General features: G+C 44.2%; 12 protein-coding genes and 1 tRNA gene. All 13 read left to right on the plus strand.

From position 1 onward, the window contains the following. Positions 1-9: 9 nt before the first annotated feature. The 13 genes from nuoL (at position 10) to pheS (ending at position 13,060) form a co-directional block, all read left to right on the plus strand. The gene (nuoL, locus tag ACSSU7_RS01220; RefSeq protein WP_492516935.1) at positions 10-2,043 is read left to right on the plus strand and encodes an NADH-quinone oxidoreductase subunit L; all 2,034 of its coding nucleotides are present in this window, start codon (positions 10-12) and stop codon (positions 2,041-2,043) included. A 21-nt stretch (positions 2,044-2,064) separates the two neighbouring features. After that, on the plus strand, positions 2,065-3,564 hold the full coding sequence (locus ACSSU7_RS01225) for an NADH-quinone oxidoreductase subunit M (RefSeq protein ID WP_492516936.1): 1,500 nt from the start codon (positions 2,065-2,067) through the stop codon (positions 3,562-3,564). Between the two features lie 3 nt (positions 3,565-3,567). Beyond that, entirely contained in the window at positions 3,568-5,016 is a 1,449-nt protein-coding gene (gene nuoN, locus ACSSU7_RS01230) for an NADH-quinone oxidoreductase subunit NuoN (protein ID WP_492516937.1), read from the plus strand. Further along, the gene (locus tag ACSSU7_RS01235) at positions 5,017-5,319 is read left to right on the plus strand and encodes a DUF2818 family protein (protein WP_492516938.1); all 303 of its coding nucleotides are present in this window, start codon (positions 5,017-5,019) and stop codon (positions 5,317-5,319) included. A gap of 188 nt (positions 5,320-5,507) precedes the next feature. Next, positions 5,508-6,050 carry an NUDIX domain-containing protein gene (locus tag ACSSU7_RS01240; protein WP_492516939.1) on the plus strand — a complete coding sequence of 181 codons (543 nt, stop codon included), beginning with the start codon at positions 5,508-5,510 and terminating at the stop codon, positions 6,048-6,050. Beyond that, the gene (locus ACSSU7_RS01245; protein ID WP_492516940.1) at positions 6,043-6,897 is read left to right on the plus strand and encodes an NAD-dependent epimerase/dehydratase family protein; all 855 of its coding nucleotides are present in this window, start codon (positions 6,043-6,045) and stop codon (positions 6,895-6,897) included. The genes ACSSU7_RS01240 and ACSSU7_RS01245 overlap by 8 nt, the downstream gene beginning before the upstream one ends. Beyond that, positions 6,890-8,209: a lytic murein transglycosylase gene (locus ACSSU7_RS01250; protein ID WP_492516941.1), complete on the plus strand. Its 1,320-nt coding sequence runs from the start codon at positions 6,890-6,892 to the stop codon at positions 8,207-8,209. Before ACSSU7_RS01245 ends, ACSSU7_RS01250 begins: the two co-directional genes overlap by 8 nt. Before the next feature lie 211 nt (positions 8,210-8,420). Continuing rightward, positions 8,421-8,497 (plus strand) — tRNA-Val (locus ACSSU7_RS01255). A 201-nt stretch (positions 8,498-8,698) separates the two neighbouring features. Continuing rightward, positions 8,699-10,606, plus strand: coding sequence for a threonine--tRNA ligase (gene thrS, locus ACSSU7_RS01260; RefSeq protein ID WP_492516942.1), 1,908 nt, complete (start codon positions 8,699-8,701; stop codon positions 10,604-10,606). Between the two features lie 99 nt (positions 10,607-10,705). After that, positions 10,706-11,170: a translation initiation factor IF-3 gene (gene infC, locus ACSSU7_RS01265; RefSeq protein ID WP_492516943.1), complete on the plus strand. Its 465-nt coding sequence runs from the start codon at positions 10,706-10,708 to the stop codon at positions 11,168-11,170. A 110-nt stretch (positions 11,171-11,280) separates the two neighbouring features. Next, positions 11,281-11,478, plus strand: coding sequence for a 50S ribosomal protein L35 (rpmI, locus tag ACSSU7_RS01270; protein ID WP_019897898.1), 198 nt, complete (start codon positions 11,281-11,283; stop codon positions 11,476-11,478). A gap of 9 nt (positions 11,479-11,487) precedes the next feature. Further along, positions 11,488-11,847, plus strand: a complete 360-nt coding sequence (rplT, locus tag ACSSU7_RS01275; protein WP_015832524.1) for a 50S ribosomal protein L20 — start codon at positions 11,488-11,490, stop codon at positions 11,845-11,847. Positions 11,848-12,061: 214 nt separating this feature from the next. Beyond that, on the plus strand, positions 12,062-13,060 hold the full coding sequence (gene pheS / locus ACSSU7_RS01280) for a phenylalanine--tRNA ligase subunit alpha (RefSeq protein WP_135278275.1): 999 nt from the start codon (positions 12,062-12,064) through the stop codon (positions 13,058-13,060).

The following is a 13,060-nucleotide window of genomic DNA, read 5'->3' on the forward strand; positions in this document are numbered from 1 at the left end:
GTGTTTAGCATGAGTATGCAACAAATCTATCTTGCAATCCCTTTGCTTCCTTTATTGGCCGCAATTATTATCGGCCTGTTTGGCAAGTATCTGCCTAGAGCCGCTGCCCATGTGCTGACCATAGCTGGTGTGGCGATTTCTTTTGCCTTGTCAGTGTATGTGCTAAAAGACGCCATGGTTAGCCAGCCATATAATGAGACTGTATATTCTTGGTTGAAGAGCGGAAATTTCTCATTTGAAATCGGCTTCTTAATCGATAGGCTAAGTGCCATGATGATGGTAGTGGTAACCTTTGTTTCATTAATGGTCCATATTTATACCATCGGCTATATGCACGAAGATAAAGGCTACGCACGTTTCTTTAGCTATATCTCGCTGTTCACCTTCTCAATGCTGATGTTGGTGATGAGCAATAACTTCATGCAACTATTCTTTGGCTGGGAAGCAGTAGGTTTGGTTTCTTATTTATTGATTGGTTTCTGGTACACACGCCCAACCGCTATCTATGCTAACTTAAAAGCATTCTTAGTGAACCGTGTAGGTGACTTTGGCTTCCTGCTTGGCATAGGCTTAGTGCTATATCACTTCGGTAGCCTTGATTACGCTGCCGTGTTTTCAGTAGCGCCTGCTATGGCAGACACTAAAATTAATCTGATTGGCAATGCATCATGGTCGTTGATCACAGTGACTTGCATCTTGCTGTTTATTGGCGCAATGGGTAAATCTGCACAAGTGCCTTTACACGTATGGTTGCCGGACTCAATGGAAGGCCCAACCCCAATTTCAGCGTTGATCCATGCCGCAACGATGGTAACTGCTGGTATCTTTATGGTGGCGCGTATGTCACCATTGTTTGAGCTATCTTCAACTGCATTATCGTTCGTGATTATTATCGGCAGTATCACTGCATTGTTTATGGGCTTCTTGGGCATCATTCAGAACGATATTAAGCGTGTGGTGGCTTACTCTACGCTGTCGCAATTAGGCTATATGACAGTGGCATTAGGTGCATCAGCTTACTCAGTAGCTATTTTTCACTTAATGACCCATGCATTCTTTAAGGCACTGCTATTCTTAGGTGCTGGTTCTGTGATTATGGGCATGCATCATGATCAAGATATCCGCAACATGGGCAATCTTAAAAAGTACATGCCGATTACATGGATTACCTCTCTGATTGGCTCATTAGCTTTAATTGGTACACCGTTGTTGTCAGGTTTCTATTCTAAAGACAGTATTATCGAGGCAGCTAAGTTCTCTACAGTAGCTGGTAGTGGGTTTGCATACTTTGCCGTGTTAACCGGTGTATTTGTCACCGCTTTTTATAGCTTCCGTATGTACTTCTTGGTGTTCCACGGTAAAGAGAAATGGCGTGAAGTTAAACATGATGCGCATCACCATGATGACGACCATCACGATGAAGAGCATCATCATGGCTTAAGCCCAAGCGATGACCCGCACGAGCCGGGCTGGGTAGTTAAACTGCCATTAATCTTGTTGGCAGTACCATCGTTAGCGATTGGTTACTTTGCAATAGAACCGATGCTGTTTGGTGACTTCTTTAAAGGCGTTATTTTTGTCGATGCACATGCGCACCCTGCAATGCATGAGCTTGCACACCATTGGCATACCATTTTCCATTCACCCGTAGGCATGGCTGTTCATGGATTGATGACACTGCCGTTTGCATTAGCTACATCTGGTGTGGTGCTTGCATGGTACTTTTACATGAAGCGTCCTGATATTCCTGCGGCGATTCAGGCTAAATTCAGCATGATTAATCAGATTTTAGAAAACAAATACGGATTTGATAGTTTTAACGATCGTTTCTTTGCTGCAGGCTCAAGGTTTATAGGTAATAAACTCTGGCAAATCGGCGATGTTAAAGTGATTGATGGTGCTATGGTGAACGGTACAGCCAATCTTATTGGCAAGTTATCTGGTGTGGTGCGCAAGCTACAAACAGGTTTGATTTATCACTATGCATTCGCGATGATTATTGGCGTGTTTTTAATGCTATCTCTTGGTCTTTTAAAGATTTAATTCTTTTCTAAAGTATAAAAAATGCTTGAATATTTTTTGCAACATATCCTTAGTTTTTCCATCTGGCTGCCAGTCTTGGCAGGCGTGTTGGTACTCTTTACCGCGAATGACAGCAAGCCTAATCTCACACGCTGGTTAGCTTTGTTTGGCAGTGTTGTGAGCTTTTTGGTCACAATCCCGCTGTATACACACTTTAACTTTGCAGATGGCGGATTTCAGTTCCAGGAACGCTTTTTGTGGATTATGTCTTTCAATATCCATTACCACTTAGGTGCTGATGGTATTGCGATTCCTCTAATTTTACTCACTAGCTTTACTACTGTGATTGTTGTGATTTCAGCATGGGAAGTAATCGAGAAGCGTGTGGCGCAATATATGGCTTCATTCTTGATCATGAGTGGTCTCATGATTGGTGTGTTCAGTACCCTAGATGCAATTCTCTACTATGTGTTCTGGGAGGCGATGCTTATCCCAATGTTCCTAGTGATTGGTATTTGGGGTGGCCCTAACCGTGTATATGCAACGGTTAAGTTCTTCCTGTACACACTGCTTGGCTCACTGTTGATGCTGGTTGCGTTTATCTATATGTTCCATCAAACCGGTAGCTTCGCGATTACAGATTACTACCAATTGCCGATGCCTTTAAACGTGCAAGTGCTTATTTTCTTGGCGTTCTTTGCAGCATTTGCGGTAAAAATTCCTATGTGGCCAGTGCATACATGGTTGCCGGATGCGCACGTCGAAGCGCCAACTGGCGGTTCAGTCGTATTAGCGGCAATTGCCCTGAAATTAGGTGGTTACAGTTTCTTACGCTTTGCTATGCCTATTGCACCAGATGCTGCGCATTACTTATCAGGCTTCATGATTACTTTGTCACTGATTGCGATTGTGTATATTGCATTAGTAGCACTGGTGCAAAAAGACATGAAAAAGTTGATTGCTTACTCTTCAATTTCACACATGGGCTTTGTGACCTTAGGTTTCTTTATTTTTAATAACTTAGGGCTAGAAGGCGCTGTTGTGCAGATGGTTTCTCACGGCTTTATTTCAGCGGCCATGTTCTTGTGTGTAGGCGTGCTGTACGACCGTGTACATAGCCGCCAGATCGATGCTTATGGTGGTGTGGCAAACACGATGCCAGCGTTTGCAGCGTTTGCAGTATTATTTGCAATGGCCAACAGTGGTTTACCTGGTACCTCTGGTTTTGTTGGCGAGTTTATGGTGATTTTAGGCGCAATCCAAGTCAACTTCTGGTACGCATTCTTGGCCTCATTTACCTTAATCTTTGGTGCTGCTTATACTTTATGGATGGTTAAGCGTGTGTTTTACGGCGAAGTTGCCAATGCCAATGTGCAAGCACTTAAAGATTTAAACAAACGTGAGTTTTTAATATTAGCGATTTTGGCTGTATTAGTGCTGGCAGTAGGTATCTACCCGCAGCCACTCACAGATATGACCAATGCAACGGTTACTCAACTTCTTTCACATCTAGCAAATAGCAAGCTGCCAGCAGGCTTATAAGTCATGGAAAATATACGTTACGACCTCATTACCGCCTTACCTGAAATCATCCTGTTAGGGATGGCGATGCTAGTATTGATTACAGATTTGTTTTTAAAACAGTCTAATCGCATTGCTATCTATGGACTTTCTCAGCTGGGCTTACTGTTAGCTGCCTATTTCACAGTGACTACACATGTACCAAGCGTAGGGTATGCATTTACAGGCGCTTTTGTCGATGACGCAATGTCTGATGTGTTGAAGTTAATGATATACATTGGTACTTCATTAATCTTTGTGTACACCAGACAATACATACAATTACGCAATATGTTCCGTGGTGAGTTTTATGCTCTGGTGTTGTTCTCCGTAGTGGGGATGATGATCATGGTATCTGGTCAGAGCATGCTCACGCTGTATGTTGGTTTAGAGTTGCTATCTCTTAGCCTATACGCTTTAGTTGCTCTCGATCGTGATAATCATCTCGCGACTGAAGCCGCCATGAAGTATTTCGTGCTGGGTGCTTTGGCATCAGGCATGCTGCTGTACGGCATGAGTATGATTTACGGTATGACTGGTAGCTTAAATATCTCTGACATTAACCATGTGTTGATGAATGGCAGTGGCATCCATGCTGTGTTGGTATTAGGTTTGGTATTTATTGTAGCTGGTTTGGCATTTAAATTGGGTGCGGTACCGTTCCAGATGTGGGTGCCAGATGTTTACGAAGGCTCACCAACTGCTGTGACCATGTTGATTAGCTCCGTGCCTAAGTTAGCAGCTTTCGCTTTTGTGATTCGTTTGCTAGCCCAATCGTTACAGACGATGGCTGTAGATTGGCAACAAATGCTGTTAATTATGGCGGTGCTCTCTATCGTAATAGGTAACGTGACGGCAATTGCCCAAACTAACCTTAAACGTATGTTGGCATACTCTACAATCTCTCACGTGGGCTTTGTGTTACTGGGCTTGATGAGTGCAAGTGGTAACGGTTATATCTCTGCTTTGTTCTATATCGCGAGCTATGTGGTAATGACGCTGGCCGGTTTCGGTATTATTTTGCTGCTATCACGCAAGGGCTTTGAAGCACAGAACTTAAGTGATTTAAAAGGCCTGAATCAGCGCAGCCCTTGGGTGGCGTTTTTAATGTTAATCGTGATGTTTAGCATGGCAGGTATTCCACCAACATTGGGGTTTTATGCCAAGTTCGCTGTGTTACAGGCAGCGTTGCAGGCTGGCTTCTTGTGGGTGGTGGTATTTGCTGTATTAATGGCAGTGATAGGTGCGTTTTACTACCTACGCGTTATCAAATTGATGTACTTTGATGAGCCAGAAGATAATAGCCCGATTACTGCGCCGTTCGATATGCGCGTTATTCTAAGCATGAATGCTTTAGCTTTATTAGCGATTGGCATCATGCCGCAAGGGTTAATGACTATTTGTTTCTATGCTATCAGCAGAAGTTTAAGTTAAATGACTATTTGGGTATTGCTGGGCATTATGTTCTTGGCTGCGAACCTGCCTTGGTTTTCAGATAAGCTGTTTTATATTATTCCGCTCAAGGCTGCAACTGGCACCAAAAATATAGCTTGGTGCTTGCTTGAGCTTATCATCCTCTACTTCTTGGTGGGTGTTCTAGCGCAGTATGCAGAGCGTGCAACCTTCGGTCAGGCTGCACCGCAGGACTGGGAGTTCTATGCGGTCACCAGCTTTTTATTCTTGGTTTTTGCATTCCCAGGCTTTGTGTATAAAGTGCTGTGGAAGAGAACAATCTAATCCTTCCATTTAATCGCTGCGCTAGTATCTGCCGATGCTAGTGTTAGCGCTTAAAATCGGTTAATCATCCGCCTTACTTGAAGTTTTAGTCTTTTGCTATTATCTTCTATCAATTATTGCTTTTATCCAACCTGCTACAGGTTTGCAGCACATCACTATTTTGACATCAGCAATTAAAAGGGTTTTTCATGGACTTGACTGAGCATTGCATTAGTACAGAGAATTTAGCTCAAGGCGACTTTCTTTGTGTTAAGCGCGATCAAGTACGTTTGCCGAATGGCAATGTCAGCCAGCGTGAGTATGTAACGCACCCGGGTGCAGTGGTCATTGTTGCCGTATTAGCTAATGGCAATATCGTCTTTGAGCGTCAGTTTAGATACCCATTGCATCAGGTCTTCATTGAACTGCCAGCAGGCAAGATAGATGCAAATGAAGCGACATTACAGACTGGCCAGCGAGAGTTGTTGGAAGAAACGGGATATGTTGCCAATGATTGGGTAAAACTCGGCGAGCAGCATCCATGTATTGGCTACTCTAATGAAGTGATACATATCTATCTGGCACGGAACTTGGTTGCCGGCGTTAGCCAATGTGATGAGGATGAAGCTTTAGAGGTATTTGATCTATCGTTACCAGAGGCGACTCAATTAGTGCTGCAAGGTAAAATTACCGATAGCAAGACTATCGTTGCGCTATTTCTTGCCGAAAGGTATCTGCAGCAACATGCATAATACGCCGCCATCAAAAGTATTAATCGTAGGTTATGGTGATTTAGGCAGCGCCATAGCCAAACGCCTAACTGATTCCAGCGCAGAAGTGTACGCTGTTGCCAGAACGCTAAGGGAAGCAGCGCAGGCGCAAATGATTCAAGCCGATGTGACGATGCCTACTTCGTTAGATGCCTTACGCATGATTCACCCCGATGTTCTAGTGTATTGCGTAGCTGCTAGTGGTCAAACCGATGCGCAATACCAGCAGGCTTATGTGGATGGGCTGCGCAATGTATTGCTAACGCAGTGTGACAATCTGCAATTGAAACATGTGTTTTTTGTTTCAAGTACGCGCGTTTATGGCCAGCAAACAGATGAGCTATTGAATGAGATGGTCGCTGCCGTTCCAGCCGATTTTGGTGGTGAACGCTTACTGGAGGCTGAGTCTTTATTAAATACGCTATCTTGTGGCGCTACGGCACTCAGGCTATCTGGTATTTATGGCCCAGGGCGTTTGCGCATGATTAATCTGGCAAAAGCACCAGAGCGTTGGCCAGCTAACGATGGCTGGACTAATCGCATCCACCGGGATGATGCTGCCAATTTTGTGGTGCATTTAATGCAGCAGGTTTTTGCTGGCAAAGAGATTAAGCCTTGTTATATTGTGACTGACTCTCAACCTGTCAGGCAGTATGAAGTACTTAATTGGATAGCAGCGCAATTAAAATTAACGCCCGTTGCGGCGACCGTAGCCGATGGCGGAAAGCGGCTAAGTAACCAAGCCATGCTGGCAGCAGGCTTTGTGCTGCAATATCCAAACTACCAAGTAGGCTATCAAGCGCTGTTATCGGAGCTGGCGCATGATTAAACGCCCGACTATGCTGCAATATTTACAATTAATGTTGATGAGCTATACGTTGCTGTTTGCTAGTAATGCGTTGGCGAAAGAGGATTTCTATACTTGGCTTGAAAATATTAGATATGAAGCCAAGGCGCTTGGTATGGCGGATGAAACTACACTGAACTTTGTAAGCCATACAGTGTATTTGCCGAACGTGATTAAACTGGATAGGGCGCAGCCTGAGTTTATCAGTCCATTTTTAGATTATTTTGCTCAACGTGTTGACGATAGAAAAGTGCAAAAAGGACGCGTCTTGTTGCTTAAGCATGAGGCGCTGTTGGCACAGATTGAAGCACAGTATGGTGTCCCCAAGCAGATACTAATTGCATTCTGGGGTATGGAGACTCAATACGGCAATGTGCAAGGCAATATTGATATTCTGTCTGCATTAGCTACGCTGGCTTATGAAGGGCGCCGCGCTGATTTCTTTAAAGCACAATTGTTAGATGCACTACTGATGATAGACCTTGGCTATGTTGACGCTGAGCGCTTTAAAGGTTCTTGGGCTGGTGCTTTTGGCAACATGCAATTTATGCCGACTACCTTTATGCTTTACGCCGTGGATGGTGATGCGGATGGGCTGATAGATGTGACCAATTCGTTGCCAGATGCTTTTGCCTCCGCCGCACATTATCTTGCGAGTATCGGCTGGCAAGCACGTGCACCTGTGATGCTGGAGGTCAAATTGCCCGCGAGCTTTGATTGGCAAAGTGCGCAGTTGGCGATCAAGAAAACGCCACAAGCATGGGCTAAATTAGGGGTGCAAGCTTACCCGCTTGAAAGTAGTGAAGAGTCGGTAGCTGCGGATGTTGATACTGTGGCCGAGAAAGTGAATCCAGTAGCATCACAGGTGGTGGTGAGTAATCATGCTGTCGATGCGCAAGTCCCTGATATATTGTTGAACGGCACAGCGATGGCTTCTCTCTTGTTGCCACAAGGCTGGCAAGGGCCTGCATTTATGGTGTTTGATAATTTTGACATCATTATGCAGTGGAATCGCTCGGTTAACTACGCACTGTCAGTCGCGCAGCTAGCTAAACTTTTAAACCAAGAGTCTGGTATTTTGGGCGGAGATTTTGCTGAGGGTGGGGCACTTACTTATCAACAAATGCTAGACCTGCAGAGCCAATTAAATGCCCGCGGTTTTGATGCAGGCGTGGCAGATGGCCTGCCTGGTTTGCAGACACAGGCTGCTGTGCGCGCCTATCAAATTCAGCAACAGATGCCGGCAGACGGCTACGCGAGCCCCAGTTTGTATCAAAATTTGCTATTGCACTAAGTAATCCAGAGGTGTATCTATAGTTGCTATTGTTAAACTTGGCATTCCAAGTTTCTCAGCAAATACTACGATTATTGTGATTGTTTTTGCCTAGCTGCTGTTATTTCCGTTTGCGCCTGATGTCACAATCGGCTAAAATCGTGCCCTGTTTAGAATTGCCTAGTAAATAAAAGCAATGAATGCTTTTTGTGTGAAGGGCAATGTCAAATATAGGCGGTTAGCTCAGTTGGTTAGAGCGCTTGGTCGACATCCAAGAGGTCAGCAGTTCGAATCTGCTACTGCCTACCAAATTTAAACCACTTCAATTTGAAGTGGTTTTTTAATGCTCAGGATTTATGCAGTTTGCAGGAGTTTATTATTAATTGTTGGTATGGCGATAATTGCACGCGATAAATTGCAGTCTTTTATCTTGCTGTGCGATAATTCTTGCTTTATCCCTTACGTTATTCAAAAGCCGCTTGCGGCTTTTATGTTTTAGAGAGAAATTGTATGCCAGTCATTCGCCTGCCCGATGGGTCGCAACGTAGTTTTGATCAGCCAGTAACCGTGGCTGAGGTCGCCATGAATATCGGTGCTGGCTTAGCCAAAGCAGCGCTAGCAGGTAAGGTGAATGATAAATTAGTGGATACTAGTTATTTAATTGAGACTGATAGCGACTTAGCCATTATCACTGACAAAAATCCAGAAGGTTTGGAAGTGATTCGTCACTCAGCCGCACATTTGTTAGCGTATGCTGTGAAAGAGTTGTTCCCAGATGCACAAGTGACCATCGGTCCTGTGATTGACAATGGTTTCTACTATGATTTCTCATATAAACGCCCATTTACGCCAGAAGATTTAATTGCCATAGAGAAAAAAATGGCCGAGCTCGCGAAAAAAGAGGAGCCCGTTACGAGAAAAGTATTACCACGTGACGAAGCTGTGGCATATTTCAAAAGCATCGGCGAACAATATAAAGCTGAAATTATCGAATCTATCCCAGCTGGTGAAGACGTTTCTCTGTACACAGAGGGCAACTTTACTGACCTGTGCCGTGGCCCACACGTACCAAGTACCGGTAAGATTAAATCATTCAAGCTGATGAAGCTGGCAGGCGCGTATTGGCGCGGCGACAGCAATAATGAGATGCTGCAGCGCGTATACGGTACTGCATGGCGCAATAAGGAAGAGCTAGAGGCTTATTTGTTCCAGCTTGAAGAGGCAGAAAAGCGTGACCATCGCAAATTGGGCAAGCAGCTGGATTACTTCCATATGCAGGACGATGCGCCCGGCATGGTGTTCTGGCATCCACGTGGCTGGAGCATGTGGCAAGAGGTTGAGCAATACATGCGCCAAATGTTTAAAGACTTTGGCTATCAGGAAGTGCGTACCCCAACCGTGATGGATAAAACCCTATGGGAGAAATCCGGCCACTGGCAAAATTACCGTGACAATATGTTTGTGACTTCATCTGAAAACCGCGAGTATGCGGTGAAGCCGATGAACTGTCCTGGCCATGTGCAGATTTTTAATAACCAACTGCATAGCTATCGTGATTTGCCTTTGCGTTTGGCAGAGTTTGGCTCTTGCCACCGCAACGAGCCATCAGGTTCATTACATGGTTTGATGCGTGTGCGTGGCTTTACGCAAGATGATGCGCATATTTTCTGTACCGAAGACCAGATCGAAGCGGAAGTGGCTGACTTTATCCAGATGCTTTATAAGGCTTATGGTGATTTCGGCTTTAATGATGTGTTGGTTAAGTTATCAACACGCCCTGAAAAGCGTGTGGGTGCGGATGAAACTTGGGACAAAGCAGAAGCTGCATTGGCGAACGCTTTAAATAAAAATAACCTAGCTTTTGATTTGCAGCCGGGTGAAGGGGCTTTTTATGGTCCTAAAATTGAATTTACATTGAAAGATAGTTTGGGTCGCCTCTGGCAGTGTGGCACTATTCAGTTAGATTTCAACTTACCAGAGCGTTTAGGCGCAGAGTATGTGGCGGAAGATAACTCACGCCAGCGCCCAGTGATGTTGCACCGTGCGATTGTAGGTTCAATGGAGCGCTTCATTGGTATCTTGATTGAAAACTATGCAGGTGCAATGCCGTTGTGGTTGGCGCCAGTGCAAGTCATGGTGTTGAATATTTCGGAAAGTCAGGCCGATTATGTACGCCAAGTAGTTGAAACTTTAAGGCAAAATGGCATTCGATGCGAATTTGACTTGAGAAATGAGAAGATTACCTATAAAATACGCGAACATAGCATGCAGAAAATGCCTTATCTGCTCGTTGCAGGTGAGCGCGAAATGCAAGCAGGACATTTGGCCGTGCGTACCAGAAAAGGTGAAGACCTAGGTTCTATGCCGATTGACGCGTTAATTGAGCGCCTAAAAGCAGAGATTGAAGCTAAGGTTTAAACCAACAGGTGCACGGCTTAACTATTTGGAGAATTTGATATAGCACAGGAAAAAGAAACCCGAATCAATGGCGATATTACAGCGCAACAGGTTCGTTTGGTGGGTGTTGAGGGTGAGCCCTTAGGTATTGTGAGTTTAGCTGAAGCTTTTGCAAAAGCGGAAGAAGCTGACATTGATCTTGTAGAGATAGCGCCAAATGCGGCGCCGCCTGTTTGTAGATTGATGGACTACGGCAAGTTTAAATATGCCGAAAGTAAAAGACAGCACGAAGTTAAGCTTAAACAAAAGCAAGTAGTTGTAAAAGAAATCAAGTTCCGTCCAGGGACTGATGATGGCGATTACAACATTAAAGTGCGCAATATCATTCGATTCATTCAAGATGGTGATAAGGCAAAAATTACTTTGCGCTTTAGAGGCCGTGAAATCACGCACCAAGAGTTTGGTATGGCTTTATTAAAACGTGTTGAAGCAGATTTGAAAGAATACGCAATCGTTGAACAATACCCGAAAATGGAAGGTCGCCAAATGGTGATGGTATTGGGTCCGATTAAGAAAGTTAAGTAATTACTGTTTGATATTGCAGTGATTACGCTAAAGAAGTAGTAAGTAGTAACCCTGAGTGATACGGCTAAACGGCATGCCTAGGCACTCTTAACCACTCTAAGGAGAACAAAATGCCAAAGATGAAAACCAAGAGCGGCGCCAAAAAGCGCTTTAAATTCTTGGGTAATGGTAAAGTGAAGCGTACACACTCTCACTTGCGCCATATCCTAACGAAAAAGACCACCAAGCAAAAGCGTAAATTACGCGGCACGGCGATCATTTCTTCAACTGATGTCAAGCGCGTTCGCGCTATGATGCCAACACAATAGGAGTAGAACATGCCTAGAGTAAAACGTGGTGTCATCGCTCGCGCTAGACACAAAAAAGTATTAAAAGCAGCTAAAGGCTACCGTGGTCGTCGTAAAAACGTTTACCGCGTAGCTAAACAGGCGGTAATGAAAGCGGGTCAATACGCTTATCGTGACCGTCGTCAAAAGAAACGTCAATTCCGCACATTGTGGATTGCACGTATCAATGCCGGCTCACGTGAGTTCGGTTTGACATATAGCCGTTTCATGAATGGCTTGAAAAAAGCTGCGATCGAAGTGGATCGTAAAGTATTAGCTGACTTGGCTGTGTTTGATAAAGCTGCATTTGCAAAATTCGTAGAATTAGCAAAAGCTGGTTTAGCAGCATAAGTAGGTAGGTAAGTACTTTTCAAACTTAATTATAAGTTTGATGAAAAAAAGAGGCTTCGGCCTCTTTTTTTTGCTGTAAAATCCAGCTTTGCAATTTTTACATGCAAATCAATGTATTACAAAAATCTATTGGGCGCTATTGTTGGCGCTGCTTTGATTTTAAATTCGATTTTAAATTCTATAGCATTAATCATAATTAAAAGATTGAAACGACATGGCAGACTTAACGCATTTAATTGCTGAAGCAGAAGCAGATTTTATTAATAGTGCTTCAATGAATGATTTGGAAATTGCTAAGGCAAAGTACTTAGGAAAATCAGGTTCATTGACAGATGCGTTAAAAGGTTTGGGCAAGTTAAGCGCGGAAGAGCGTCCTGCTGCCGGCGCAGCAATTAACGTAGTAAAACAAGCCATTGAAGCTGCACTGACTGCGCGTAGAGAGTCACTGCTTAATGCCGAGCAGGCAAAGCAACTGGCACAAGAGTCTATTGATGTGACTTTGCCGGCAAGAGCACAATCGCAAGGCGGTTTGCATCCAGTCACCCTTACCTTGAAGCGTGTAGAGCAATTGTTTCATTCGATTGGTTTTGAGGTGGCGACTGGCCCCGAGATAGAAACGGATTTTTATAACTTCACCGCATTAAATATACCAGAAGACCATCCTGCACGTGCTATGCATGATACGTTCTATATTGATGAGGCTAATGTGTTGAGAACGCATACCTCACCAGTACAAGCGCGCTACATGGAAAATGCGTTAAAAAACAACCAAACGCCGCCATTCAAAATCATTGCACCTGGCCGTGTGTACCGTGTGGATTCTGATGCAACGCACTCACCTATGTTCCATCAGGTGGAAGGTTTGTGGGTAGATGAAGATATTAGTTTTGCCAATCTAAAAGGTGTAGTTCAGGATTTCTTACAGAAATTCTTCGAGCGTGATGACTTAACTGTGCGCTTTAGACCATCATTCTTCCCGTTTACCGAGCCATCTGCTGAAATGGATATGAGTTGGAATGGCGGTTGGTTAGAGATTGGTGGTTGTGGCATGGTGCACCCTGAGGTGTTCAAACACGTGAATATTGATAGTGAGAAATACCGCGGCTTTGCCTTTGGTCTAGGTATTGAGCGTTTGACCATGCTACGTTATGGCGTTAACGATTTACGTCATTTCTTTAACAACGATTTGCGTTTTTTAAGTCAATTCAAATAA

The sequence above is a fragment of the Methylotenera sp. E1MeOHC1 genome (genome assembly GCF_058745595.1).

What these genes read in the sequence shown, in the direction of transcription:
- nuoL (WP_492516935.1), top strand. Translation starts at nt 10, where the DNA reads ATGAGTATGCAACAAATCTATCTTGCAATCCCTTTGCTTCCTTTATTG.
- ACSSU7_RS01225 (WP_492516936.1), top strand. Translation starts at nt 2,065, where the DNA reads ATGCTTGAATATTTTTTGCAACATATCCTTAGTTTTTCCATCTGGCTG.
- nuoN (WP_492516937.1), top strand. Translation starts at nt 3,568, where the DNA reads ATGGAAAATATACGTTACGACCTCATTACCGCCTTACCTGAAATCATC.
- ACSSU7_RS01235 (WP_492516938.1), top strand. Translation starts at nt 5,017, where the DNA reads ATGACTATTTGGGTATTGCTGGGCATTATGTTCTTGGCTGCGAACCTG.
- ACSSU7_RS01240 (WP_492516939.1), top strand. Translation starts at nt 5,508, where the DNA reads ATGGACTTGACTGAGCATTGCATTAGTACAGAGAATTTAGCTCAAGGC.
- ACSSU7_RS01245 (WP_492516940.1), top strand. Translation starts at nt 6,043, where the DNA reads ATGCATAATACGCCGCCATCAAAAGTATTAATCGTAGGTTATGGTGAT.
- ACSSU7_RS01250 (WP_492516941.1), top strand. Translation starts at nt 6,890, where the DNA reads ATGATTAAACGCCCGACTATGCTGCAATATTTACAATTAATGTTGATG.
- thrS (WP_492516942.1), top strand. Translation starts at nt 8,699, where the DNA reads ATGCCAGTCATTCGCCTGCCCGATGGGTCGCAACGTAGTTTTGATCAG.
- rpmI (WP_019897898.1), top strand. Translation starts at nt 11,281, where the DNA reads ATGCCAAAGATGAAAACCAAGAGCGGCGCCAAAAAGCGCTTTAAATTC.
- rplT (WP_015832524.1), top strand. Translation starts at nt 11,488, where the DNA reads ATGCCTAGAGTAAAACGTGGTGTCATCGCTCGCGCTAGACACAAAAAA.
- pheS (WP_135278275.1), top strand. Translation starts at nt 12,062, where the DNA reads ATGGCAGACTTAACGCATTTAATTGCTGAAGCAGAAGCAGATTTTATT.